This window comes from Agrobacterium larrymoorei, assembly GCF_037722385.1.
GTDB lineage: Bacteria > Pseudomonadota > Alphaproteobacteria > Rhizobiales > Rhizobiaceae > Agrobacterium > Agrobacterium larrymoorei_C.
In genome coordinates, this window is the sequence record NZ_JBBKAQ010000018.1 from 131,645 (window position 1) to 157,314 (window position 25,670).

Below are 25,670 nucleotides of genomic sequence, written 5' to 3' on the forward strand. Positions count from 1 at the left end.
TTTACGTATACGTTAACAAAACGACCCCGGTTAACGCCCGTCTCACAAGGTCGATCCGTGGCGAATCGATTAAATTCTTCGCCTTGTCCCAATTTGTCGATTGCCACTTAAACTATTCATAATTCCACGCCAATATCCGATTCGAATTTGGGAGAAATCGCGATTTTTCTCTCCTTTATCGACGAGATGAGCAGATTTTTGGAAGAAAGAAGGCAAAATGGGGTACCGGAACAATCCAAAACGCGACAAGCAGCTCGAAAAAGCGAAAAAGTTGGCGGAAGCCACCGGCAACCCATTTCTCGATCCCAATACACTTTTTAGTCGTGCTAGCACGGACGATATCGAGCATTATTCGCCTGAGATGTTGGCGCTGGCTGCAAGCCATACTTTAAGCGAACTTTCGCAGTGGAAGGCCGACCGTCCCTATATCGGTATCGCGCAGGTGGACGGAATTGCACCGCGCGCCACGCCGGTTTCCATCCTGACGATCGTCGGCCGCAACATGCCTTTTCTCTATGACTCCGTCATGGGTGAGGTGACCAGCGGTTATCGCAGTCTTTATCTCGCTGTTCACCCCATCATGGTGGCGGATGCCAAGACGATTGGTGGCTACAGGCTCGCTGATCCGGAAACCGATGCGCCGAAAACCAATATCAGCCTCATTCAGCTGCACATCGCGCCTGTTGCGCCACAAGCAGCCGAGGCCCTGAAAGAGCGACTTCGCTTCGTTCTTGCTCAGGTGCAGTCCGCCTACAGCGACTGGAAGCCGATGCTTGCGAAGCTCGATGAGGCGCTGAACGAGTTGAAGGAGCGCGGATCGTCGCGTCGCAAGACCGACCGCACAGAAGCCGCCGAGTTTCTCGAGTGGCTGCGCAAGGACAATTTCACCTTCCTTGGCATGCGTGACTACAGCTATTCCGTCAAGGGAAGCGCTGCCAAGATCGAACGCGGCGACGGTGTCGGTCTTGGAATCTTGAGCGATCCGGATGTGCGCGTGCTGCGCCTCGGCAAGGATGCGGTGATGACGACGCCGGAAATTCTTGCCTTTCTAGACGGCCCGGACTTCCTCATCGTCACCAAGGCCAACGTCAAGTCGCTCGTCCATCGCCGCGCCTATATGGATTATATCGGAATCAAGCGTTTCGATGCCGATGGAAATGTCGTCGGCGAGCTGCGCATCGTCGGTCTCTTCACCGCCACGGCCTATACGCGCTCGGTTCATGAAATTCCGCTTTTGCGTGCCAAGGCATCCGAGGTCGAAGAACATTTCGGCTTCGACCCAAACAGCCACTCCGGACGCATTCTGCACAATACGCTCGAAGCCTATCCGCGTGACGATCTCTTCCAGATCGAGACCGATCTCCTAGTGCGCTATACCGAGCAGATCATGGAGCTTGCCGATCGCCCGAGGGTGAGAGTGCTTGCCCGTATCGATCGTTTCGACCGCTTCGTTTCCGTCATCATCTATGTGCCGCGCGAGGAGTATAACTCCTATGTGCGCGAGAAGATCGGCGACTATCTGGCCCGCGTCTATGATGGCCACATCTCCGCCTATTATCCGGCGTTTCCGGAAGGGGCTCTCGCCCGCGTCCATTTCATCGTCGGGCGCAGCAACGGCAAGACGCCACGCATCGCGCAGGACAAGCTAGAGGATGCCGTCAGCGATATCGCCGCGCGCTGGATCGATCACTTCACCGCACTCTCTGAACCCGGCGCTCCTCTGCTCGATGTCGACCAGGCCTATCAGGAGGCCTTCACGCCGGAAGAGGCGATCGTCGACATGGCCGATATCGTCGCAACCGCCAAGGGCGAGCCGGTCCGCATCGAGTTCTACCGAACATCCGAGCAGGCGGAGAATATCCTGTCGCTGAAGATTTTCCACCGCGACGGCCATTTGCCGCTGTCGCGCCGTGTGCCGCTTCTTGAAAACCTCGGCTTCAGTGTCATCAGCGAACGGACCTTCGATATTGGCGTCGTCTCCGGCGACCAGACAGACGTGATTGTGCTGCACGATATGGAGCTTCAGGTGCAGCCAGGTGTCACGCTTGATCTTGCGGTCAACGGCCCGCGTCTGGAAGAGGCATTTCTTGCCGCGTTTGACGGCACGGTCGACAATGACAATTTCAACCGACTGATCGTTGCCGCCGGACTGACGGTGCGCGAGGTTTCCGTGCTGCGCGCCTATGCGCGCTATTTGCGCCAGACCGGCATCGTCTATTCGCAGGAGCATATTTCCGAGACGCTGTTCAAGTATCCGGCCACTGCCCGCAGGATTTTCGAGCTCTTCGCCCACGGTTTCGATCCAAAACTCGGCGAAAAGCCGCGTCTTCGCAAACTCTCGGATCTGCACAAGGCAATCGAGGCCGATCTTTCCAGTGTGCCCAATCTGGATGAGGACCGCACGCTTCGCCGCTACGTCAATGCTATCGACTCCACGCTTCGCACCAACTACTTCCAGCGCAACGAAGATGGTTCGCCAAAGGCGATGCTTGCCTTCAAGTTCGATCCGAAGCTTCTGGATGGCCTGCCGGACCCACGCCCCTTCCGCGAAATCTTCGTCTACGGCACGCAAGTGGAAGGTGTTCATCTGCGCTTTGGCAAGGTGGCCCGCGGGGGCTTGCGCTGGTCGGATCGCGGCCAGGATTATCGCACCGAAGTGCTGGGTCTCGTCAAAGCCCAGCAGGTGAAGAACGCTGTTATCGTGCCGGTGGGCGCCAAGGGTGGCTTCTTCCCGAAGATGTTGCCCGTCGCCGGCAACCGAGACGAAATCTTCAACGCCGGCAAGGATGCCTATAAGACCTATATCCGCACGCTGCTTTCCATCACCGACAATATCGTTGGCGATGATGTTGTAGCGCCGGCCGATACGGTGCGGCTCGATGGTGACGACCCTTACTTCGTCGTCGCTGCCGATAAGGGAACGGCCACCTTCTCCGATACCGCCAACGGGCTTGCCCGTGAGGCGGGCTTCTGGCTCGACGATGCCTTTGCCTCTGGCGGGTCCGCCGGGTACGACCACAAGAAGATGGGCATCACCGCGCGTGGCGCCTGGGAAACCGTCAAGCGCCACTTCCGCGAGATGGACACCGATATCCAGACCACGCCGTTCAAGGTCGTCGGCGTCGGCGATATGTCCGGCGACGTGTTCGGCAATGGCATGCTACTGTCGGAAAAGATCGAGCTGATCGCTGCTTTCGACCACCGCGATATCTTTATTGACCCAACGCCGGATACGGATGTTTCATTTGCGGAGAGAAAGCGTCTCTTCGAGTTGCCGCGCTCCAGCTGGCAGGATTATGATCGGTCGACACTCTCCAAGGGTGCGATGATCATCTCGCGCGCGGAGAAATCCGTGACGCTGACGGCGGAAGCCGCTGCCGCAATCGGCATCGACAAGACGGTGGCAACACCCTTCGAGATCATGACGGCGATCCTGAAAGCGCCTGCCGATCTCCTGTGGTTTGGCGGTATCGGCACCTATGTGAAGGCGGCGGTGGAAACCAATGCCGAGGTCGGTGACCGCGCCAACGACCCGATCCGGATCAATGCGACGGAGGTGCGCGCCAAGGTTATCGGCGAAGGCGCCAATCTCGGCATCACGCAGAAGGGCCGCATTGCCTATGCGCTGTCCGGTGGCCGTTGCAACTCCGATGCGATCGACAATTCCGCAGGCGTCAATTCCTCCGACGTCGAGGTCAATATCAAAATCGCGTTGGCATCTGCCGTCAATGATGGTCGCCTGACACTGCCGAAGCGCAATCAGTTGCTGGCCTCCATGACATCGGAGGTGGCGCAACTGGTGCTGCGCAACAACTACCTTCAGTCGCTGGCCATCTCGCTTGTCAAGCGCAAGGGCAGCGGCAATCGCGAGGAGCTGGGCCGCCTGATGGCTGCGTTGGAGTCCTCCGGCCAGTTGAACCGCAAGGTGGAAACCCTGCCGAACGATGTGGAGTTCAGTGAACGCTATGCTTCTGGTAAATCGCTCACCCGCCCCGAGATCGGCGTTCTGCTTTCCTATGCCAAGCTGACGCTGTTCGATACGCTGGTGGCCAGCACCCTGCCGGACGAGCCCTATCTGCAGCATCTGTTGACGGATTACTTCCCGAGCAAGATGCAGAAGACCTATGCAGGGGATATTGCGAGCCATCGTCTGCATCGCGAAATTGTCGCCACTGCGCTCGCCAACCAGGTCGTCAACCGTGGTGGTCCGGGCTTTGTGCAGAAGCTGGTGGATGCAAGTGGCCTGCTTGCGCCAGCTGTGGTCAAGGCGGCGATGATCGTCGAGGATGGCTTTGGGCTGAAGCGGCTTTGGAACGAGATCGATGCGCTCGACGGGCATATTTCCGGTGAGGCGCAGAACGATCTCTATGCCAAGGTCATGCAAATCTTTGGCGATGCGACGCGGCTCTATCTCCAGACGGCAGGCACGATCACCGGCGCCATGCAGGAGGAGGTGGACCGGCTGAAGAGCGCCATCAAGACGCTTTCCCCGGTTGCGGCAAAGTATCAGGAGGAAATGGGCCTTCCGGGGATCGACGGAGTCTCGTCATCACTCATCCGAGAGCTGGAAACGCTGCGCCTGCTGGTCTACGTACCGGAAATCATGCTGATCGCCGATCAATCCGGCACCACGCTCGCACGTGCGGCGGAAAGCTACGCTGCCGTCTCCACCACCTTCCGCGTGGCACGGCTTCTCGATGCCAGCCAGCGTGTCAGCCCGGCCGATCACTATGAGAGCCTTGCATTGCTGCGAAGCCAGGATCAGATCGCCTCGTCGCGCCGACGGATCGTTGTTTCTGCCTTGACGGAGTACGCCAAGGAGAAGAACCCGGTTCAGGCGTGGTACGCAGCCGACCGTGTGCGCGTCAATCGGATCGTCTCGGAACTTGCAGCGCTGAGCGATAGTGGCGAGACGAATCTGGCGCGGCTCACCGTTGCCGCGGGTCTGCTTTCGGATATAGTCCAGACCAGAAGCGTGTAAAATCCAACAGCGAATAGGCCCGGCTGTAAAAGCCGGGTCGCCTGCGTACGGAAAGGCAATCCATTGAGTTCTTCTTTCCGTGTGGCAGAATCCGCCGAACCCAAAGTTGATGCGAAGGGTATCTGGGGTTGGATGCTGTTCGATTGGGCAGCGCAGCCCTTCTTTACCGTCGTCACCACCTTCATCTTCGGACCTTACTTCGTTGCGAGACTGACGGACGATCCGGTCTCCGCCCAGACACTCTGGAGCAATGTTGCGACCATTTCCTCGGTGGTGATCGCGATCTTCTCGCCCATCCTCGGATCGATTGCCGATCAGTCCGGGTCGCGAAAGCCGTGGATCGCGTTCTTTGCCGTCATCAAGATCGCCTGTCTGGCGATGTTGTGGTTTGCCGCGCCGGGATCACCGGTGCTGTGGCCCGCGCTCTTCATGATCTTTGCTTCGATTGCGGCTGAATTTTCCATCGTTTTCAACGATTCGATGATGCCGCGTCTCACAAACCCCGAGAACGTCGGGCGTATCTCAAACACGGCCTGGGGGCTCGGTTATCTCGGCGGCATGATCGTGCTGATCTTCATCGTGCTGTTCATGGCGGCGAGCCCGCAGATGGGGCTCACGATCATCGGCCTGCCGCCGCTTTTCGGGCTGGATCCGACAACGGGAGAGGACGCTCGCATCACGGGGCCGATTGCAGCGGTCTGGTATCTTGTCTTCATCCTGCCGATGTTCTTGTTCACGCCGGACGTGAAGAAAGGGCTGCCCCTTGGGCTCGCTGTGCGCTCCGGCCTGTCAGAGTTGAAGTCGACGCTGAGGGAGCTGCGCCACCGGCCGCTGATCACGCGGTTCCTGATTGCCCGGATGCTCTACCAGGATGGTGTCAACGGTCTGCTCATCCTTGGGGGCGCCTTCGCTGCCGGCATGTTCGGTTGGGCGACAATGGAAATCGGCATTTACGGCATTATTCTCAACATCGTTGCCATTGGCGGCTGCTTTGCCGCCGGTCGGCTCGATCAGCGGCTTGGCTCGCGTATGATGATCATCGTCAGCCTCGTGCTGCTGCTTATGGCGACGATCGGCATCATTTCCACACAGAAGACATCAACGCTCTTCGGGCTGCTGCAATTTTCGACAGAAGAAACCCACGGCCTGTTCAGCAGCGGTGCGGAAAAGGCATATCTGGTTTACGGCGTTCTGATCGGACTTGCCTTCGGCCCCGTGCAGGCCTCGTCGCGGTCTTACCTCGCGCGCAACATTACGATTGCGGAAGCAGGGCGCTATTTCGGCATCTATGCGCTGTCTGGGCGCGCCACCAGCTTCATGGCGACGCTGATGTTTTCGGCCGCGACCTACGCGACCGGGTCCGCCCATATCGGCATGGCAACGCTCATCCTCTTTTTGGGAGCAGGGTTCATCCTGCTCCTGAGAGTTCCAAAGACCCTATAGCTGGTCGAGCTTGGTCTGGAGGCTGCGCAGTTGCGCCTTCAGCTCATCGATTTCCGATGCATCGGGCTTGCGCGGTTCCTTCGGCGTCGATGCAGGCGCCGCAAACGGGGTGAACATCTGCATCGTCTGCTTGAAGAGTTCGGTGTTGCGCTTGATCTGCTCTTCCATCAGTTGAAAGGGAGCGGAGAAATTCTTCGTCATCGACGGGTCGCCGAACGCCTTGCCCATATGCTCCTGCATGTGGCTCTGCTGCTCGGAGAAGGTCTTCATCGAATGTTCGAGAAAGGTCGGCACGACCATCTGCATCTGATCGCCGTAGTACGAGATCAACTGGCGAAGGAAGGCGGTCGGCAGAAGGGTGTTACCGGTCTTGGCTTCCTGTTCGACGATGATCTGCGTCAGCACGGCATGGGTGATGTCTTCAGATGTCTTGGCGTCCTGAACCTTGAATTCTTCGCCTCGCTTGACCATTTTCGCCAGGTCTTCCAGCGTCACGTAGGTGCTGGTGCCGGTGTTATAGAGACGCCGGTTGGCGTATTTCTTGATGATGGTCTCGCCGCCATGTCTTCCCATGCTCGCCTCCTCGCGATGCCGGTATTGCGCATTTTTTTGGTGTTTTTGCTCTTCCCATCCAAAAGAGTATGCTGAAACAAAGGCATCTGACAAATGATTTGTGCGATGCAACAGTCACTTTCTTGCGCAGCAATTTCGCAGCATCAGGATGCTGCTTTGCAGTGTCCCTTTAAATCAACTTGGCCAAATTGACTTGCGCCCCAAGCTTTGACAGTCTCGCGCCAAAATCCGGGAGAAAACATCAATGGCTTCATCCTCCATCGTGATCGCGAGTGCTGCCCGCACGCCGGTCGGCTCGTTCAATGGTAGCTTTGCCAATACGCCGGCGCATGAACTTGGCGCATCCGTCATCAGCGCGGTTTTGGAAAGGGCTGGTGTTGCTGCAGACGATGTCGATGAAGCGATCTTGGGACAGGTGCTGACCGCTGGCGAGGGGCAGAACCCGGCGCGCCAGGCTGCAATGCAGGCGGGCATTCCGCAGGAGGCAACCGCGTTCGGTATCAACCAGCTTTGCGGCTCAGGCCTGCGGGCGGTCGCGCTCGGCGCGCAGCAGATCGCGCTTGGTGATGCCGCAATCATCGTTGCGGGTGGGCAGGAATCCATGTCTATGGCGCCGCATTCAGCGCATCTGCGTGGCGGTGTGAAGATGGGCGACTTCAAGATGGTCGATACCATGCTGAAGGATGGCCTGATTGATGCTTTTCACGGCTACCACATGGGAATCACCGCGGAAAATATTGCACGCCAGTGGCAGTTGTCACGCGAGGAGCAGGACGAGTATGCGGTGCGCTCGCAAAATCGCGCCGAAGCGGCGCAAGCAGCCGGGCGTTTTGAGGACGAAATTGCACCCTTCATCATTAAAGGCCGCAAGGGCGATGTGACCATTTCGTCCGACGAATATATCCGCGCAGGTGCCTCGCTCGAGGCGTTGACCAAGCTACGTCCCGCCTTCGACAAGGAGGGCAGTGTCACGGCTGGCAACGCATCCGGCCTCAACGACGGTGCCGCTGCCGTGCTGCTGATGACGGAAGAAGAAGCCTCCAAGCGCAATATCCAGCCTCTGGCGCGCATCGCCTCCTGGGCAACCGCCGGTGTCGATCCGCAGATCATGGGAACGGGCCCGATTCCCGCGTCGCGCAAGGCCTTGGCGAAGGCCGACTGGGCGGTGGGCGATCTCGATCTGGTCGAGGCAAACGAGGCTTTTGCGGCGCAATCCTGCGCCGTGGTTCGCGATCTCGGCCTCGACCCAGAGATTGTCAACGTCAATGGCGGTGCGATTGCGATCGGCCACCCGATCGGCGCATCCGGTGCACGGGTCTTGAACACGCTGCTTTTCGAGATGAAACGCCGCCAGTCGAAGAAGGGTCTCGTCACGCTTTGCATCGGCGGCGGCATGGGCATTGCCATGTGCCTCGAAGGGCTGTGACCACCGCGTATCATTGAAATGCCACGTTGGCCCCTCTAAAGGGCTACTCAATCGAATCGAGGGCCTTGAAGATGAGCCGTGTGGCATTGGTAACGGGTGGAACGAGCGGCATCGGCGCAGCAATCGCCAAGGCCTTCAAGGCGGCTGGCTACAAGGTCGCGGCCAACTATGCCTTCACCGAGGACCGCGCCGAGACCTTTCGGCAAACGACCGGTATTCCAGCCTACCAATGGGATGTGCGCGATTATGATGCCTGTGTAGCCGGCGTGGCAGAGGTTGAGCAAACACTCGGGCCGATCGACATCCTGGTCAACAATGCCGGCATCACCCGCGACGCGATGTTTCACAAGATGACGCCGCAGCAATGGCGTGATGTGATCGATACCAATCTCAACGGCGTCTTCAATATGACGCATCCGGTCTGGCCGGGCATGCGCGAACGCGGCTTCGGTCGCATCATCACCATCTCGTCGATCAACGGCCAAAAGGGCCAGGCGGGCCAGGCGAACTATTCGGCGTCCAAGGCTGGCGACATCGGACTGACGAAGGCGCTGGCGCAGGAAGGCGCCTCTCGCAACATCACCGTCAACGCAATCTGTCCCGGATATATCGGCACGGAGATGGTGCGCGCAATCCCCGAGACCGTTCTGAATGAGCGCATCCTGCCCCAGATCCCGGTCGGTCGATTGGGTGAACCGGATGAGATTGCCCGATGTGCGCTCTTCCTTGCGTCCGATGAGGCGGGCTTCATCACGGGATCGACGCTGACGGCCAATGGCGGACAGTATTTCGCCTGACGGGGTCGACGCCCGATCACAAACCCGTGATATCTGACGTGGCCAGTCGGTGGAATTCGTCGGTACGATCAACGCACTTCTCATCAAGAATCTGCTAAATAAATGAAAAGACGAAGGTTTTCATCTAGTTTAGAAGCGATCTAAGTCGATCACTTGTCCAATTGCGTGATTGTTTTTCTTGACATGGAATGTCCTGTTTTGGTTTAACAGAAAAAACAACGTGTTGCGTCACGCAGGCAATGGATCATGCTGGTTTGTAGCTGCAATTACATCACCGATAACGACATTCGCGATGTCATCAACGAGCTTCTCGACGAAGACTGTTGGCAGCTCATCGTTCCGGCGAAAGTCTATCACGCCATGCAGAAGCGTGGTCGTTGCTGTGGCTGTTTCCCGACCGTCGTCGACCTGATCATCAAAACAACGGAAGACTATCATGCACGTCGGCACTCGACTGAGGCCGAAGTTTTTGATTTTATGTCCCGCCTGAAACAATTACATGAAGACCACAGGAGAGCGGACATTGAAAGGCGACAAAAGAGTCATCGAGCAGCTTAACGAGGCACTGTTCCTCGAACTCGGTGCAGTGAACCAGTACTGGCTTCACTACCGGCTGTTGAACGACTGGGGCTACACGAAGCTCGCCAAGAAAGAGCGCGCCGAGTCGATCGAAGAGATGCAGCACGCTGACAAGATCATTGATCGCATCATCTTCCTCGAAGGCCATCCGAACCTTCAGACCGTAGCACCCCTGCGCATCGGCCAGAACGTCAAGGAAGTGCTGGAAGCCGATCTTGCTGGCGAGTATGACGCCCGCACAGCGTACAAGAAGTCTCGCGACATCTGTCACGATGCTGGCGACTACGTCTCGATGAAGCTGTTCGAACAGCTGCTCATCGACGAAGAAGGTCATATCGACTTCCTCGAAACACAGCTCGATCTGCTCAACAAGATCGGCGAAGCCAAGTACGGCCAGCTCAACGCCGATTCGGCCGATTCTGCCGAATCCGAGTGATCCATTCAGATTGATCGAAAAGGCGGCAGAGATGCCGCCTTTTTTGTTGCCGTTATTTACCTGCCAGATGTCGGAACTGGTCCACGACCTCTTCATAGACCGCGCGTTTGAACGGTACGATCAGGTCAGGCAATGTTTCCATCGGCTTCCAGTCCCAGGCGTCGAACTCGGCCTCGTTGCTGCCGGGTGGCGGGTTGATCTGGATTTCGCTTTCATCGCCGTCGAAACGGAAGGCAAACCATTTCTGTGCCTGGCCGCGATACTTGCCGCGAAGCCCGACGCCGATCAGCTGCGGCGGCAGATCGTAATGAATCCAGTCGCGCGCCTCGGCCAGCAGCGTCACCGTCTTCATGCCGGTTTCTTCATAAAGCTCGCGAATGGCAGCGGCCAGAGGGGCTTCACCGTCATCGATACCGCCCTGGGGCATCTGCCAGAGTTGAGGCGACCCATCGAACTCGGAATTGCCTTGGGAGATACGGCGCCCGGCCCAGACGAGACCCTTATCGTTTAGAACCATGATACCGGCGCAGGGGCGGTAGGGCAGATCGTCTGCTTTGATCGACATTATTGAACCCGGATGTTGATGTTGGTAGATCAGACTTACTGTTTGCCATCTTGCGAGACAAGCGCGGACACGCCGACGATCTCAATGCCGCGCGCTGCCGCTTCGATGGACCATTTGGAGATGGCAGCAACACTCTCATCGAAGGCAGAGGCGACACCAATGGCGGATCCATTACGGCGCGCAATCCGCTCCAGATCGTCCAGCTTGCGAAGAATAGCGGCGTCGTTCACCTGATCGTCCAGTTGCAGATCGGCAAAGCCGGTGGGCGTGGAAACGGCTTTTGCGATAATGCCGGTGCGCGATTGTGCCGACGACCCGTCATCGAGAAACAGCAAGCCGCGTTGCCCGAGATCGCGAAGCACCGGTTCGAGTGCCTTGTCATCGGCCATGAAGCGCGCGCCGAGATAATTCATCACGCCCGTGTAGTTGGTGATCTTTGCCATGGAGCGGTGAAGCCGCTCCACATTGATCTTCGCCGGATCGGAGACCAGCAGGGTGTCTGGACCTGGATTAGTGCCGGGATAGCCGAAGGGCTCGAAAGGGATTTGCAGCAGAATTTCATGGCCTTCACGGCGGCCCTCCTGCATCCAGCGCTGCAGGCTGTTACCGGTCGCGGCGAAGCCTAGGGTAACTTCCGGCGGAAGCTCCTTGATGGCCTTCTGCGTACCGGTCTGGCTCAAGCCAAGTCCACCCACCACTATGGCGATACGGGTGCCGCGTGCCCCGGACCAAGGTCTGGCATATTGATCCATCGGCTTCAGGCCGTCGGCACTGACGATTGGGAGCTTGCCGAAGGGGCTGTCCTCAAGCAGGTCCTCATTCGGTCGCATCGCGACGCGAGGGTCCTGGCCAATCGTCTGGCCGGTCATCAGCACAGGGGCGTTATCGGTTCGGTCCTTTGGAGAGAAAACGGACACGACATTGCCGTCCGACATCGTGTTGCGCTGGACATTGGCGCCGGATCGTCCGCTTTGCAGATCGACGCTGCCATCCTCATTCGTGGCTGGTGCCCGTTCCTGTGGGGTTCCAGCAGGTCCAAGCGCCACATCCGGCGCTGTTGAGCTCTTTGCCAGATTGCCGGGCGAAAGCGCCGTGTAAAGCGACAATCCCGCCACGCCACCGAAAGCGAGCACCGCCAGCAGCGTCAACACAGAAAAGCGCCGGAAAAACCCGACGCTCTTTTTACGCTTCCGACCCATGAGCGGCTTACGCAGGTCTGATGACAATGGTGTATCCGTGGCTATGCGTGAGTGACGTCTGACCAGACAGAGAAAGACACCGGCCGTTGGCCGGTGCCTTCGATGTCTTACTGCTTGTTGACGACTGCCTTTTCCGGGTTCGGCGGGAAGGACGCGTCGGTCTTGGTACCATGCAGCAGGTCCAGCGCGTAGTTAAGCTGGATATCGTCCTTTGCTTCCGGTGGAACGTAAGCTGCGGAGCCCGATCCTTCTTCGGTTTCGCTCTGGCCCTGGATGTGACCGCGCAGGCTGGATTCACCCTCGGCGCGAACACGACCCTGAAGCTCCGGCGGCAGCGGCTGTTCCACCTTGATGTCCGGCGTAATGCCGGTGCCTTGGATGGATTTGCCGGACGGCGTGTAATAAAGCGCCGTCGTCAGGCGAAGCGCGCCGGTTTCGCCAAGCGGAATAATGGTCTGGACCGAACCCTTGCCGAAGGAGCGCGTACCGACAACAGTCGCGCGACGCAGATCCTGTAGCGCGCCAGCGACAATTTCAGACGCAGAGGCCGAGCCGCCATTGATGAGCACGATAACAGGCTTGCCATCGGTGAGGTCGCCGGCGGTGGCGTTGAATCTGCGGGTTTCATCCGGGTTGCGGCCGCGGGTGGAGACCACTTCGCCACGCTCGAGAAAGGCATCGGACACGTTGATCGCCTGGTCGAGCAGACCGCCTGGGTTCAAGCGCAGGTCGAGCACATAGCCCTTGAGCTTGTCGGCCGGCACGTCCTGCTTGATCTTCTTGATCGCCTTTTCGAGGTCGTCGTAGGTTTTCTCCGTGAAGGAGATGACGCGCAGATAGCCGACATCGCCACCTTCGACGCGCGACTTGACGGCGCGAACCGCGATGATGTCACGCATGACGGTGATGTCGAGCGGCTTGTCGGCGCCCTGACGGATGATGGTGAGCTTGATCGGCGTCTTGACGGCGCCGCGCATCTTCTCGACCGCTTCTTCCAGCTTCAGACCGCGCACCGGCTGACCGTCGATTTCGGAGATGAAGTCACCGGCGAGGATACCAGCCTTGGCGGCAGGCGTATCGTCCATCGGCGAGATGACCTTGACCAACTCGTTTTCCATCGTCACTTCGATGCCGAGACCGCCGAACTCACCCTTCGTCTGGGTGCGCATGTCATTGGCATCTTCGGCGTTCATGAAGCTCGAATGCGGATCGAGCGAGCTCAACATGCCGTTGATGGCGTTTTCGACGAGCTTCTTGTCATCGGGCGGCGTTACATATTGTGCACGCACTCGCTCGAAGACATCGCCAAAAATCGAGAGTTCTTTGTAGGTGGAAGGGCCTGCGGCCTGCGCCGGCAGACTGGCAGAATAGATAACGCTCATCGCTGTGGCGCCCATGAGCCCACCGATGAGAAGAAGCGAAGCCTTACGAATCATTACGCGCCCTTCCGGTATTTTTCGCGGACCACCAGGGTTGAGAATCAACCGGCACTCCATCTTTTCTGAATTCAATGTAAAGCGTCGGCTTGTCAGTTTCCAGCGCCAAAGCCGCCGCACTTGCCACTCTTTTTACGCCCATGGAGGCAATCGGTTCACCGGAGAAAACGAACATGCCCTGCCGCGTTCTCACATTGTCCATGCCCGTCAACACCAGGTGATAACCGTCGCCGGCGTTAAGGATGATCATGCGGCCGTAGCTTCGAAATTCTCCAGCAAAAACCACAAAGCCATCGGCGGGCGCTGTTACCAGTGCTTCCGGGCCGGTCGCGACGACAATTCCCTTGGAGAAATGCCCCGTTCCGTCGGCATCGCCGAAGCGTCTCAGCACGTCCCCGGAAACCGGCATAGCCAGCTTACCCTTCAAGCTCGAAAACGGATATGCTGGCGCAATGCGGTTTTTATCGGGCACCCCAGCCTCGGTTTGTGCCTCCAATTTGTCCCGCTCGGCAGGGGGAAGACGGGCGATCCGCTCCTCCTCCAGACGCGCCTTTTCCTTGGCTTCGCGCACCGATGAAATCTCGTTTTCAAGCGAGGAGACGAGGCCTTCAAGACTGGTCGCTTTGCTCGCAAGTTCTTCTGATCGCTTGCGTTCTGCCTCGAGATCGGCTGTCGTCTGGCTGCTCTTCTTGTCGTTTTCGGCACGCAGCAGATCGAGACGCTTTTCCTCTTCCAGACTTGCCGTCATCATGCCGGTCAACTGCTCGCGCTCGGTAGCAATCGCCTGGCGCAGATCAGTCAACTCTTTGAGAGCAGTAACGAGCTTGTTCGTTTCAGCGCGAATGCCGGGAACGACGGCACCGAGCAGGATTGCGCTTCGCACGGAGGCAAGCGCATCTTCCGGGGATACGAGAAGGGCAGGCGGAGGGTTGCGGCCCATGCGTTGAAGGGCTGCGAGAACTTCGGCCAGCACACCGCGCCGCTCGCGAAGCGACGCTTTCACATCGTCCTCACGCACGCTGAGTTTCGCCAAACGGTCCTGACCATCATTGATCTTGGCTTCCAGATCCTTGCGGCGCTGGGCAGATGCGATCAGTTCTTCCTTGATCCGCGCAGTGTCCTGGTTGAGCGCTGCAATGCTCTCTTCAAGCTGTCGCGCCTTGTCTTCCGATAGCCCGATACTGTCGACCAGTTCCTGCAGGTCCTGGCGGTTCTGGTCGCGTCGTGTTTCCAGTTCCTGCAATTCACTGGAAGATTCGGGCTGCTCTGCGGTCGGCGCGGGCACAGCGTCCTGCGCGTCGGCGCGATGCGGTGTGAGCGAGGTGAGGCCGATGATGACAGCCACGCTCCCTCGGAGCGCAAGTCGACATGCCCTCAAGGCAAGTCGAGATCTGTCGCGCGCTGGACCCATGATGATGTTCTTCTACCCGCTGATAAGATCGGCGACCATACGCTGCTTCGCGGCTTTGCGCCAATAGGCATGATTACAGCGCGACATAGACGCGTTTTTGCGACGAAAGCATGTCGAGGCGAGAAGGATGGAAGGCAACCTTCAGACCCGGTGGTACGGATGGCCGGAGAGGATGGTGACGGCGCGGTAGAGCTGTTCGGAAATCAGGAAGCGCACGATCTGGTGTGGCCATGTCAGTTTGCCGAGGCAGAGCGTGGCGGCTGCCTTCTCCGTCAGCGATTGGTCTAGTCCGTCCGCACCGCCGATGGCGATGATCACATCGCGTTTGCCATTATCGCGCATGGTGGAGAAAAGCTCGGCGAAAGCGGGACTGTCGAGCGCCTTGCCGCGCTCATCCAGCAGGATCAGTGCAGCACCATCGGCCAGATGCTTTTCCAGCATCGCCGCTTCTTCGCGTTTGCGCGTATCCGGGTTGGAGGCGCGGCTTTCCTGCACCTCGATAATCTTGCCGAATTCCAGCCCGATGGCCGGGCCGGCCTTGGCGAAACGATCCAGGTAGCGAGACGCAAGCTCTTTCTCGGGGCCGGATTTCAGCCGTCCCACCGCAAAAATTGAAATCCGCATTCACATATCAGCCTGTTCGCAACCCTGTAAGGCTGCGGCTTGTAGCAGAATTGGCTGCGGATTTCCATGCGACCGAGAAAAGCCTTTGGCCTAAAGCGTGTCGCGACCTCTCAGATTGGCGCTTACGCTTTATTCCTATGCTTCATCGCATGTCGTTAATGCAAAACCGCTGCATATATTTGCGCGGCATGCTCTAACCCGCGATCAATGCAGTGTTTCTTCCTCAATGTCCGGGGTCGCCCACATCTTTTCGATGTTGTAGAACGCCCGCACTTCTGGACGGAACACATGGATGATGACATCGCCTGCGTCGATCAGCACCCAGTCGCCAGCCTCCAGGCCTTCAACACGCGCGCCGCCGAAACCCTCATCCTTCATGTCGGTGATGAGATGTTCGCAGATCGCCGTCACATGCCTGCTTGAGCGCCCGGACACGACCACCATGTAGTCTGCCAGCGCCGACTTTCCGGCAATGTTCAGGGAAACGATATCTTCTGCTTTGGAGTCCTCGACACTCGCAAGGACGGTTTCCAGGGCACGACGGGCGGCATCGACGCCACTCTCCTGGCCCTTCGGGATAGCGCTGTAAGCTCTTCCCTTGGTGTGTACTGTTGTCAGAGGTTTTCCTTTCCGAAATGACAAAACAGATACTGAGCGCCGCGATTCACCACGGCACACAATAAAGGTGGCATCATTATATTCACTTTTCAAGATGGTGGGGCCGTAGCGCAGAGGCTCATACTTCATTTATGCCCGTTGCGTATGGCAGTGGAACTCAAGGTCGAGCGCGGACCGTGAATGAAAACCCAAGCGGGGGCGTCCTTCTTCCACAAGACCCCGGCATCGTCCTCATCGATCCGCGCATGGCTGAAGGCCTGCGCCATGGTGGAGGAGAGGTAGGCAAGCGTTGCCCCCGGGCGGTCGATGACGGCAATTGGAAAGGTCTCAGCAATCACGCGCCATTTCTGCCAATGGTGGAAGGTCCTCAGATTATCCGCACCCATGACCCAGATGAAACGCGCGTGCGGATTTCGCGCTTTGATCTTGGCGAGCGTATTGGCCGTGTAGCTGACCCCAAGGGTCTGCTCGAATGCGGTGATCTTGATGCGCGGATCGGTGACGAGGTCCTCACAGGCGGCAATCCGTTCGGCAAGTGGCGCCAGTCCGGTCTTGCTCTTCAGCGGGTTGCCTGGCGTCACCATCCACCAGAGTTGATCGAGGCCCAAACGACGCATAGCGATTTCCGCCACCAGTGCGTGGCCATCATGCGGGGGATTGAAGGACCCACCAAATAGCCCGATCACCATGCCGCGCTCGGTGTGCGGCATGGTCAGGTAACGTTGGTCAAGAACCGGATCAGCCGCCAAATATCAGATCCGCGTCTGGCCGGTGCCGTGCACACGGTATTTGAAGGAGGTCAACTGTTCGACGCCGACCGGACCGCGCGCATGCATCTTGCCGGTCGCAATGCCGATTTCAGCGCCCATGCCGAACTCGCCGCCATCGGCAAACTGCGTGGAGGCATTGTGCAGAAGAATGGCGCTATCGATCTCGTTGAAGAAGCGGGCAACCACTTGCGGGTCTTCAGCAATCACCGCTTCCGTGTGATTGGACGAATAGGTGCCAATGTGCTGGATCGCGCCATCGATACCGTCCACCAGGGTCACCGATATGATGGCATCGAGATATTCCGTGCGCCAGTCTTCCTCATTCGCCAGCGTCACGCCTACAACGGCGTTTTGCACCTCATCCGAACCGCGTACCTCGCAGCCTGCCTCCAGCAGGATTTTTACCAGGGGTTCAAGGTGGCTTGCCGCCACGGCGCGATCGACCAGCAAGGTTTCGGCGGAGCCGCAAATGCCGGTACGGCGCATCTTGGCGTTCAGCACGATCTTCTGTGCCATATCGAGGTCGGCGGATTTGTCGACATAGACGTGGCAGATGCCTTCCAGATGCGCAAAGACCGGTACGCGGGCTTCCGTCTGTACTCGGCCTACGAGGCTCTTTCCGCCGCGCGGCACGATCACATCGACAGTCCCGCCAAGGCCGCCGAGCAGCAGGCCGACCGCGGCGCGGTCGGTCACCGGCACCAGTTGGATCGCATGCTCTGGAAGTCCTGCAATCTTCAGGCCTTCCACAAGGCAGGTATGGATAGCGCGCGATGAATATTGCGAATCCGATCCGCCGCGCAGGATCACAGCGTTACCCGCTTTTAGACACAGCGCACCGGCATCCGCCGTAACATTCGGACGGCTTTCATAGATCACGCCGACGACGCCGAGCGGTGTGCGCACCCGCTCGATCTTCAGACCATTGGGGCGATCCCATGCAGCGATCACCTCACCGACAGGATCGGCAAGATTGGCGATCGCGCGGATGCCTTCGGAAATGCCGGCGATGCGCGATGGGTCGAGTTTCAGCCGGTCGATGAAGGAGCCTGCCACGCCTGCCTGTTCGGCCGCTGCAACGTCCTTTTTGTTGGCGTCCAGAATGCGATCCACCGAGGCGTCGATGGCAGACGCCATGGCCAGCAGCGCGCGGTTCTTCTGGGCAGTCGACGCGATGGACAACGGTCGTGAAGCAGCGTTCGCCTGTGCGCCGATATTCATCATCAGCGCATCGACAGATTGGCTTTGCTCCAAGGCCTGGTCAGGCATCGACTTCATCCTTCTTTGCTTTTTTCACTTTGACGGCGGTTCCGGTCATCACCAGATCGTCGCGATGGATCATCGCCGAGCGTCCAACGTAACCGAGGATCGCTTCGATCTCGTTCGACTTGTGACCGTAAATGCGGCGTGCCTCGTCGGCATCGTAGCCGGCAAGTCCGCGCGCGATCTCGCGGCCTTGCGCGCCGATGATTGCGACAGCATCGCCGCGGCCGAAATTGCCTTTCACCAGTTTGACACCGGCCGGCAGCAGGCTCTTGCCCTGGTGAAGCGCCTTTTCAGCACCCTCATCGACATGCATTTCGCCGGCGGGCTGCAACTGACCGGCGATCCATGTCTTGCGAGCCGTGACCGGCGTGCCGGATGGCGCAAACCAGGAGGAGCGCGCACCCTCTTCAATGGCCTTCAATGGATGAAGCGTCTTGCCCGATGCGATGATCATGGCGCAGCCAGCGGCAGTGGCAATCTTTCCGGCATCAATCTTGGTGCGCATGCCGCCACGTGACAGTTCCGATGCGGCACCACCGGCCATCGCCTCGATCTCGGGCGTGATGTCCGCAATAGTTTCGAGAAACCGGGCGTCGGGATCGAGATGCGGAGGGGCCGTGTAGAGGCCGTCGATGTCGGAGAGCAGGACAAGCAGATCTGCACCGGTCATGGTGGCAACGCGGGCGGCCAGCCGGTCATTGTCGCCATAGCGGATTTCCGTCGTCGCCACCGTGTCGTTTTCATTGATGATCGGTGTCGCGCCAATCTTCAGCAACTGGTTGATCGTCGCGCGCGCATTGAGATAGCGACGGCGCTCTTCCGTGTCGGAAAGCGTCAGCAGGATTTGCCCTGCGACGATGTCATGCTTGGAAAGGCTTTCCGACCATGCGCGGGCCAGCGCGATCTGTCCGACGGCCGCGGCCGCCTGGCTTTCCTCCAGCTTCAATGCGCCAGAAGGCAGGTCGAGAACCGTTCGGCCAAGCGCGATCGCGCCGGAAGAGACGACCTGCACATCCGCGCCGTTCTTCTTCAGCGCCGCGATGTCATCGCAGATCGCGTCCAGCCAGTCCTTCTTCAGCCCCGTCTTGCGATCCACCAGAAGCGCAGAGCCGATCTTGATGACGATGCGATGATGGCTGCCAAGCGGTTTTCTGGCAGATGTCATAGACGGTCGTCTCCGTCCTCTAGCTCTTCGACGGGCATGGAACGGTCGGGGAGGGCGGTCTCTCCGCCTTCGCTTGCATCGACGATCACGTCGCGCAGTGCGCGCAAGGCTTCCGTCATGCCGATATGGGCCGCTGCCGAGAGAAGAAGCGGCGGACGGCCACAGGCTTTTTCCAGTTCCTTGGCTTTCTTCTTCAGTTCCTTCTCGTCCAGCACGTCGATCTGGGAAAGTGCCACGATCTCGCGCTTGTCGGTCAGGCCGCCACCGTAGGCGTTGAGTTCAGCCTTGACGGTCTTGTATGCCTGGCCAACCTTTTCTTCCTGAGCTGACACCAGATGAAGCAGCACGCGGGTGCGCTCCACATGGCCAAGGAAGCGGTCGCCGATACCCACACCTTCATGCGCGCCTTCGATCAAGCCTGGAATGTCGGCCAGAACGAACTCACGCCCGTCGATGGTCGCAACGCCGAGATTGGGATGAAGCGTGGTGAAGGGATAGTTTGCGATCTTCGGACGCGCGCGGGTCACCGTCGCAAGGAAGGTGGATTTTCCGGCATTTGGCAGACCGACGAGACCGGCATCGGCAATCAGCTTCAGGCGAAGCCAGATGGTCTTTTCTTCACCTGCAAGGCCGGGATTGGCATGCGTCGGTGCCTGGTTAGTGGAGGATTTGAAATAGGCATTGCCGAAGCCGCCATTGCCGCCCGCGGCCAGACGAAAGCGCTGACCTTCCTTGGTCAGGTCGACGATCAGCGTCTCGTTGTCTTCCTCGAAGATTTGCGTGCCGACAGGCACTTTCAACACAACATCGGAGCCCTTGGCGCCGGTACGCGTCTTGCCCATACCGTGCTGGCCGATGGAGGCTTTGAAGTGCTGCTGGAAGCGGAAGTCGATCAGCGTGTTGAGGCCGTTGACGACCTCGACCCACACATCACCCCCGCGTCCGCCATCGCCGCCATCCGGGCCGCCGAATTCGATGAATTTTTCGCGCCGGAAGGATACGGCACCTGCGCCGCCATCGCCGGACTTGATATAGACTTTTGCTTCATCGAGAAATTTCATCGGACTGCCGTTCTGTCAGCTTGCATGCGGTCATGGCCATGCCATCCGCGTAAAAAAGTTTCTGCCGCCTGGAATATAGCCGCTTGCCCTGAAGGTCAAAGATTATCATGGGCAAGCGCCTAGGGAACAAGGCCGGCTTGCGACAAAACCGGCCTTGTCTGTAATGCTTCACGTTACGGTCGGACGAAGCCTTCCGCCCTCAGCTCGGTATCGATATGTGCCACCATGGTGGATCGCGCGACCGCATAGATCTCGCTGCAGCCGGTGATGTTGAAGCCGAGCTTCTGCTGCACCTTCAGCGAAGCCGGGTTGTCAGCAAAGACACCCGAATGCAGGGTTTCACCCGGCATGCGCCGGAAGAAGCGTTCGACAACAGCGCCGACAGCTTCCGTCATGTAGCCCTTGCCCCAGTAGAAGCGGTTCAGCCAGTAACCGAGGTGCCACTGGCCGTGACGCCGCTCCACCGAAACGACGCCGATCAGGGTATCGTCACCGGCAGTGATGGCGAAGTCCCAATCGGGCAGCGTGCCGGAGGTGCGAAGGATCAGCCATTCCAGCGCATCCTGCTTGTAGTAGGGTGCGGGAACGCGGGCCAACATCCGGGTAACCTGGAAGTCGGCAAGTGTTTCCGCAATCGAGCCGGCATCGGTCAACCGCTGGGGCCGAAGCACCAGCCGCTTGGTTTCGATCGTCGGGCAGGGACCGGGCGGCGGTGTGGTTTCCACGCTACGCGGGCGCATCAGCTGAGCCGTAGTCATCGCATGTCTCCCCAGCTTCTCAACGATACCCATGTCTTGCGATCCAGCCTGTACCATTCGACGGGAACCATGGCGCCGAGCGCCAGCGATCCGACCATGCCGGAACCCTGCAACTGAAAGCCGCACTTTTGTATGACGCGGCGCGAGCCGATATTTGTGACGCGGCACCGCGCATCGATCTGGTCGATCTCGCGGGTGCGGAAGGCCATGTCGATCAGCGCGTGAGCTGCCTCTGTGGTGTAGCCCCTGTTCCAATAGGGTTGGCCAAGCCAGTAGCCCATCTCGAGGGTCTTTTCATCTTCCTGCGGCTCCAGTCCGCAGCACCCCATGAATTCGCCATTGTCCATGCGCGTAATCGCATAGACGCACTTGCCAATCTCGCCATTTGCTGCACGGCGCACGAAATCCGCGGCGTCTTTGGCCGTGTATGGGTGCGGCATGCGCGACACCATGGTCGCGATGTTGGCGTTGTTGGCAAGATGGGCAAGGGCGTCGATGTCTTCTTCGTGGGGTTTGCGCAGAACTAATCTTTGCGACAACAAGACGGGGCAATCGCTCCTTGACCGTTCAGGTCTTATCCGTTCTTCGGGTGACCGTGATTGGTCGACCCTCAACAATTCAGCTTGCATGGTTCAGTCCTCCGTGGAGTTAAAGAAAAAGGGGAGTTGGGTGGTGCCCCAACTCCCCTTTTTTGTGACTGAACCTGTTACGTCTCAGCCGGGTCATTGGGACACCGGCTGCATATGACGCTTACCGGCTTATTCTGCGGCTTCCGCTTTCGGCGCTACGGACACGAATACGCGACCATTGGCCTTCGTGCGGAAGTTAACGTTGCCTGCCGTGAGTGCAAAAAGCGTATGATCTTTGCCCATGCCGACATTGGCGTCGGGATGCCACTGCGTGCCACGCTGACGAACAATAATGTTGCCTGGAATGACGGCTTCGCCGCCGAACTTCTTCACGCCAAGGCGCTTGGAGTTGGAATCGCGACCGTTACGCGAAGAACCGCCAGCTTTTTTGTGTGCCATTGGATTGCTCCTTTAAACCTAGTTTCCCGTGTCGCGCCGATTAGGCAGCAACGATGTCCGTGATACGGACGACAGTGTGATGCTGACGATGGCCGCGCGTACGCTTGGAGTTCTGACGACGACGCTTCTTGAAGGCGATGACCTTCTTGCCGCGGTTGTGCTCGACAACTTCAGCCTTGACCGTTGCGCCTGCAACGAAAGGTGCGCCGAACTTTGCATCAGCGCCAACGCCGACAACGAGAACTTCAGTGAATTCTACAGTTGCGCCTGCGTCTGCTTCCAGCTTTTCGATGGTCAGCACGTCGTTGGCGCTTACGCGGTACTGCTTACCGCCGGTCTTGATGACTGCGAACATTTTTTATCCTTTCATGTTCGTTCCGGCTCTGCGCTTTTGGCGCTGGCCGTCTTTTTATCAGTCGGAGTAGCGGAAATTCGTCGAGGCAAATGCCCTTGGAACTCTGCCGGTGAGCCACTTTTTTCAAAGCGGAGTAAACGGAAGGCGCAATACGCCATCAATTTCGCTCGGGAGTTACGCGAGAGAGGTCTTTATGTCAAGATTCGAAATGGCCTAAAAACCACGGCGCCGCCTAGAAAATCAGGCCTTTTCGACCGTTGTTGCAAACAGGTCTCGAATTTTACGTCGCAAGGGTTTATATCAGCCCCACAGCAAGGAGCAGAAATGGCCCGCATAGACAATACCGACGATTGGCGGGATCGCCACGCGCCGACAATATCAGCGTTTGAATCGCTTGCCATTGAGGCATATGGCCACCTGCCGGAAGAATTTCGAGCCCTGACGAAAGACCTCATCATCGAGATTTCGGATTTCCCGACCGACGATGTTTTTGAGGACATGGCGCTCGAAACGCCGTTCGATCTGCTCGGCCTTTTCGAAGGCCGCGGTGTGTCGGAGCGTTTCACCATGGAAACGGGCGAGATGGTCAACCGCATCACGCTCTATCGCCGCCCGATCCTCGACTACTGGGCTGAGAACGAAGAGACGCTTGGCGATATCATCACCCACGTCCTCATCCACGAAATCGGCCATCACTTCGGCTTGTCCGATGACGACATGGAGCGGATCGAGGAGAGCGCGGACGACGCAGCTGCGGATCGCGGGTAAGTTACGTATTTGCGTGCGCATGTGCGACGAAGCCGCAACGCCTGCTTGTCGTCATCCCCGGCCTTGAGGCGAGGGTCCCTAAGCCGTTGGAAAATCGGATCCTCGGGTCGAGCCCGAGGATAACGGTAGCGAGGGTGTCGATCCTCCAGTCAGCGACTGGATAAGCCAGCGGCTTTACTGCTCGCCCAGCTTCATATCGGGATGATATTCCTTGCCCTCGACGGTCTTCGTCACCGCTTGGCCGCAATGCATGATGCCGGCTGCGGCGTTGAAGGCATAGCTTGGGGAGCCTGCAAGTTCCCAGCCCTTGTTGAGAGCCTCGGTGACGCGGTGACAGAATTTGGCGTCATCCGGGCCGGTGATGAAACGATAGACTTTCATGGTTTTTTTGCCTTTCTTTCGGCGATGATCTCGGCGATGGCGACAAGGCGTTCTGCTCCGGCCATATGCAGCCGTTCGATCATTCGTCCGTTCATGTTGATAACGTTCAATCCCACAGATTCGGGTTTTGCGAAAGCCGCGATCGTCTCGCGCGCTTCGGCAAGTACGGCCGCATCCGGCGCAAAGGCGGCGTTGGCGGCATCGATCTGGGCCGGGTGGATCAGCATCTTGCCATCGAAGCCCATGTCGCGGCCCTGCTCGCATTCCATGGCGAAGGCATCCAGATCGCGAAAATCGTTGGAAACGCTGTCGATCACATCCAGCCCGTAGGCCCGGGCTGCCAGAACCACCTGCATCAGCCAGGGAACGAGATAGATCCGCCCAGGTATTGCCGGAACGCGGGTTTCCTTGCGCAGATCATTCAGACCCACCACGAAGGCGCCAAGCCTTGCGGCTTTTGTGTGCGCGGCTTCGGCAATCGCTGCGGCGTTCAGAACGCCGCGCGGTGTCTCGATCATCGCCCACATCTGCATCTCTTCCGGAGCGTCGGCTTCGTCCAGAAGGTCGGCAAGTTCATGAATGTCGGAGGGCTGCTCGACCTTGGGCAAGAGCATGGCTTGTGGGCCGCAGGTCAGCGCAGCCTCCACATCCTTGAGCCCGGTCTGCGTGGAAAGCGGGTTGATGCGGATGATCGCTTCGCGGTTTGCAAGCGGTGTCTCGCGGAAGAAGGACAGAAGGTTGCTGCGCGCCTCATCTTTCATGTTGGGAGCAACCGAATCTTCCAGGTCGAAGATCGCGCCATCGCAGTCAAGAGAGCTTAGCTTTTGGAGGGCGCGCAGGTTGATTGCAGGCACAGACAGCAGCGAACGGCGCGGGCGTGCAGTATTATCGACAAAAAATTCGGCCATGCCCCACTTGTGTCAATCTTTTGTTACATCTGCAAGGTCGATGACGGTGTGAAACCTCTTGCAAGCGTCAAGAAGAAGGCCCACATTCGTCTGGACAGAAAGGTTTGGACCATGCAGGGCATTCGTACATTCTTCATCGCAGCCTCCAGCATCGCAGTTCTGGCTTTGGCCGCGCTCTTCACCGCATCTCTGACGATTGCATTCGTCGGAACGCTTGCGGTCCTCAGCATCGCCAAGATGTTCTCCTCCCGCCTGAAGCCTGAGCCGATCCGCGTGAAGACGCAGGATCGCCGCCAGCAGAACATGCGCGTGTGGAATGACGGTCGCGGCACGATCATCGACCTCTAGTCCCATCGACTGATACGCGGGCTTCCAACCCTATGTAACATGCGGCGTACCGCTAAGGCGTGCTTTGATCTTCAAAAGCGCGCCTTTTTGCTGTAAAGGCCCTGGTGAAACGGCTAGGAGCCGTGCCTGAATTTCGGAGTGAGAAATGGATAAGTTCACCAAGCTGACGGGTGTCGCCGCCCCCATGCCGGTCGTCAATGTCGACACGGACATGATCATTCCAAAGGATTACCTCAAGACGATCAAGCGCACCGGTCTTGGAAAGGGCCTGTTCGCCGAGTCTCGCTATCTGGAAGACGGTTCGCCAAATCCTGATTTCGTGCTGAACAAGCCTGCTTATCAGAACGCACAAATCCTGGTGGCTGGCGACAACTTCGGTTGCGGCTCCTCGCGTGAGCATGCGCCGTGGGCGCTTCTCGATTTCGGCATCCGTTGCGTTATCTCCACCAGCTTTGCGGACATCTTCTACAATAACTGTTTCAAGAACGGCATTCTGCCCATCGTCGTCAGCCCCGAAAACCTCGAGAAGCTGCTGGACGATGCCTCGCGTGGCTCCAACGCCGTATTAACGATCGACCTGGAAAACCAGGAAATCAGCGGCCCGGATGGCGGACGCGTCACCTTTGAGATCGATGCCTTCAAGCGTCACTGCCTGCTGAACGGTCTGGACGATATCGGTCTGACGCTGGAGCATGCCGGCGCGATCGACAGCTTCGAAAAGAGCAATGCCTCCGCCCGGCCCTGGGCCTGACAGCCCGTCCCATAATTGCCGTT

Annotated in this window: 26 protein-coding genes; 9 read left to right on the forward strand and 17 right to left on the reverse strand. The window is 58.5% G+C overall.

The window, feature by feature from the left end:
* Window positions 1-217: 217 nt before the first annotated feature.
* Both WKI41_RS16975 and WKI41_RS16980 read left to right on the forward strand, forming a co-directional pair.
* A complete protein-coding gene (locus WKI41_RS16975; protein ID WP_340194652.1) occupies window positions 218-4,981 on the forward strand; it encodes an NAD-glutamate dehydrogenase in 4,764 nt (1,587 codons plus the stop codon).
* Window positions 4,982-5,113: 132 nt separating this feature from the next.
* On the forward strand, window positions 5,114-6,424 hold the full coding sequence (locus WKI41_RS16980; RefSeq protein WP_340194836.1) for an MFS transporter: 1,311 nt from the start codon (window positions 5,114-5,116) through the stop codon (window positions 6,422-6,424).
* Here WKI41_RS16980 and phaR read toward each other — a convergent pair.
* Window positions 6,419-6,997, reverse strand: a complete 579-nt coding sequence (gene phaR, locus WKI41_RS16985; RefSeq protein ID WP_340194653.1) for a polyhydroxyalkanoate synthesis repressor PhaR — start codon at window positions 6,995-6,997, stop codon at window positions 6,419-6,421. The genes WKI41_RS16980 and phaR overlap by 6 nt on opposite strands.
* 244 nt (window positions 6,998-7,241) lie before the next feature.
* On the opposite strand from phaR, the gene WKI41_RS16990 reads away from it, so the two are divergent.
* The 4 genes from WKI41_RS16990 (at window position 7,242) to bfr (ending at window position 10,235) form a co-directional block, all read left to right on the forward strand.
* A complete protein-coding gene (locus WKI41_RS16990) occupies window positions 7,242-8,423 on the forward strand; it encodes an acetyl-CoA C-acyltransferase (protein ID WP_340194654.1) in 1,182 nt (393 codons plus the stop codon).
* A 71-nt stretch (window positions 8,424-8,494) separates the two neighbouring features.
* Window positions 8,495-9,220, forward strand: coding sequence for an acetoacetyl-CoA reductase (phbB, locus tag WKI41_RS16995; protein WP_340194655.1), 726 nt, complete (start codon window positions 8,495-8,497; stop codon window positions 9,218-9,220).
* A 246-nt stretch (window positions 9,221-9,466) separates the two neighbouring features.
* On the forward strand, window positions 9,467-9,778 hold the full coding sequence (locus WKI41_RS17000) for a (2Fe-2S)-binding protein (protein ID WP_113326764.1): 312 nt from the start codon (window positions 9,467-9,469) through the stop codon (window positions 9,776-9,778).
* A complete protein-coding gene (gene bfr / locus WKI41_RS17005) occupies window positions 9,744-10,235 on the forward strand; it encodes a bacterioferritin (RefSeq protein ID WP_027673553.1) in 492 nt (163 codons plus the stop codon). Before WKI41_RS17000 ends, bfr begins: the two co-directional genes overlap by 35 nt.
* A gap of 52 nt (window positions 10,236-10,287) precedes the next feature.
* On the opposite strand, the gene WKI41_RS17010 is transcribed toward bfr, so the two are convergent.
* From WKI41_RS17010 to rplU, 14 genes are all read right to left on the reverse strand, one after another.
* A complete protein-coding gene (locus tag WKI41_RS17010) occupies window positions 10,288-10,800 on the reverse strand; it encodes an RNA pyrophosphohydrolase (protein ID WP_340194656.1) in 513 nt (170 codons plus the stop codon).
* Window positions 10,801-10,835: 35 nt separating this feature from the next.
* Window positions 10,836-12,026 carry a divergent polysaccharide deacetylase family protein gene (locus WKI41_RS17015; RefSeq protein ID WP_340194657.1) on the reverse strand — a complete coding sequence of 397 codons (1,191 nt, stop codon included), beginning with the start codon at window positions 12,024-12,026 and terminating at the stop codon, window positions 10,836-10,838.
* Between the two features lie 80 nt (window positions 12,027-12,106).
* On the reverse strand, window positions 12,107-13,435 hold the full coding sequence (locus WKI41_RS17020; RefSeq protein ID WP_340194658.1) for a S41 family peptidase: 1,329 nt from the start codon (window positions 13,433-13,435) through the stop codon (window positions 12,107-12,109).
* Window positions 13,425-14,846 carry a murein hydrolase activator EnvC family protein gene (locus tag WKI41_RS17025; protein WP_340194659.1) on the reverse strand — a complete coding sequence of 474 codons (1,422 nt, stop codon included), beginning with the start codon at window positions 14,844-14,846 and terminating at the stop codon, window positions 13,425-13,427. The genes WKI41_RS17020 and WKI41_RS17025 overlap by 11 nt, the downstream gene beginning before the upstream one ends.
* A gap of 141 nt (window positions 14,847-14,987) precedes the next feature.
* Window positions 14,988-15,470, reverse strand: coding sequence for a 23S rRNA (pseudouridine(1915)-N(3))-methyltransferase RlmH (gene rlmH, locus WKI41_RS17030; RefSeq protein ID WP_340194660.1), 483 nt, complete (start codon window positions 15,468-15,470; stop codon window positions 14,988-14,990).
* Between the two features lie 204 nt (window positions 15,471-15,674).
* Complete coding sequence (gene rsfS / locus WKI41_RS17035; RefSeq protein WP_340194661.1) at window positions 15,675-16,217, reverse strand: ribosome silencing factor; 543 nt, start codon at window positions 16,215-16,217, stop codon at window positions 15,675-15,677.
* Window positions 16,214-16,798: a nicotinate-nucleotide adenylyltransferase gene (locus WKI41_RS17040; protein ID WP_296019317.1), complete on the reverse strand. Its 585-nt coding sequence runs from the start codon at window positions 16,796-16,798 to the stop codon at window positions 16,214-16,216. Before WKI41_RS17040 ends, rsfS begins: the two co-directional genes overlap by 4 nt.
* Before the next feature lie 42 nt (window positions 16,799-16,840).
* On the reverse strand, window positions 16,841-18,127 hold the full coding sequence (locus tag WKI41_RS17045; RefSeq protein ID WP_340194662.1) for a glutamate-5-semialdehyde dehydrogenase: 1,287 nt from the start codon (window positions 18,125-18,127) through the stop codon (window positions 16,841-16,843).
* Window positions 18,120-19,289: a glutamate 5-kinase gene (proB, locus tag WKI41_RS17050; protein WP_340194663.1), complete on the reverse strand. Its 1,170-nt coding sequence runs from the start codon at window positions 19,287-19,289 to the stop codon at window positions 18,120-18,122. Before proB ends, WKI41_RS17045 begins: the two co-directional genes overlap by 8 nt.
* A complete protein-coding gene (gene obgE, locus WKI41_RS17055; RefSeq protein ID WP_340194664.1) occupies window positions 19,286-20,350 on the reverse strand; it encodes a GTPase ObgE in 1,065 nt (354 codons plus the stop codon). The genes proB and obgE overlap by 4 nt, the downstream gene beginning before the upstream one ends.
* Window positions 20,351-20,523: 173 nt before the next feature.
* On the reverse strand, window positions 20,524-21,108 hold the full coding sequence (locus WKI41_RS17060) for a GNAT family N-acetyltransferase (protein ID WP_340194665.1): 585 nt from the start codon (window positions 21,106-21,108) through the stop codon (window positions 20,524-20,526).
* On the reverse strand, window positions 21,105-21,737 hold the full coding sequence (locus WKI41_RS17065) for a GNAT family N-acetyltransferase (RefSeq protein WP_340194666.1): 633 nt from the start codon (window positions 21,735-21,737) through the stop codon (window positions 21,105-21,107). Before WKI41_RS17065 ends, WKI41_RS17060 begins: the two co-directional genes overlap by 4 nt.
* Before the next feature lie 129 nt (window positions 21,738-21,866).
* Window positions 21,867-22,136: a 50S ribosomal protein L27 gene (rpmA, locus tag WKI41_RS17070; RefSeq protein WP_062424761.1), complete on the reverse strand. Its 270-nt coding sequence runs from the start codon at window positions 22,134-22,136 to the stop codon at window positions 21,867-21,869.
* Window positions 22,137-22,176: 40 nt separating this feature from the next.
* Window positions 22,177-22,491, reverse strand: coding sequence for a 50S ribosomal protein L21 (gene rplU / locus WKI41_RS17075; protein ID WP_062424762.1), 315 nt, complete (start codon window positions 22,489-22,491; stop codon window positions 22,177-22,179).
* Window positions 22,492-22,815: 324 nt separating this feature from the next.
* On the opposite strand from rplU, the gene WKI41_RS17080 reads away from it, so the two are divergent.
* Window positions 22,816-23,259, forward strand: a complete 444-nt coding sequence (locus WKI41_RS17080) for a metallopeptidase family protein (RefSeq protein WP_340194667.1) — start codon at window positions 22,816-22,818, stop codon at window positions 23,257-23,259.
* Window positions 23,260-23,433: 174 nt separating this feature from the next.
* Here the strand turns inward: WKI41_RS17080 and WKI41_RS17085 are convergent, their stop codons facing one another.
* A complete protein-coding gene (locus WKI41_RS17085; protein ID WP_340194668.1) occupies window positions 23,434-23,640 on the reverse strand; it encodes a DUF1737 domain-containing protein in 207 nt (68 codons plus the stop codon).
* Window positions 23,637-24,548 (reverse strand): HpcH/HpaI aldolase/citrate lyase family protein, encoded by a 912-nt coding sequence (locus tag WKI41_RS17090; protein WP_340194669.1) that lies wholly within the window; start codon window positions 24,546-24,548, stop codon window positions 23,637-23,639. The genes WKI41_RS17085 and WKI41_RS17090 overlap by 4 nt, the downstream gene beginning before the upstream one ends.
* 111 nt (window positions 24,549-24,659) lie before the next feature.
* Between WKI41_RS17090 and WKI41_RS17095 the strand changes: the two genes are divergently transcribed.
* Together WKI41_RS17095 and leuD are read left to right on the forward strand one after the other, a co-directional pair.
* The gene (locus WKI41_RS17095; protein ID WP_062424811.1) at window positions 24,660-24,896 is read left to right on the forward strand and encodes a hypothetical protein; all 237 of its coding nucleotides are present in this window, start codon (window positions 24,660-24,662) and stop codon (window positions 24,894-24,896) included.
* A gap of 145 nt (window positions 24,897-25,041) precedes the next feature.
* Entirely contained in the window at window positions 25,042-25,647 is a 606-nt protein-coding gene (leuD, locus tag WKI41_RS17100; RefSeq protein WP_340194670.1) for a 3-isopropylmalate dehydratase small subunit, read from the forward strand.
* Window positions 25,648-25,670 lie beyond the last annotated feature (23 nt).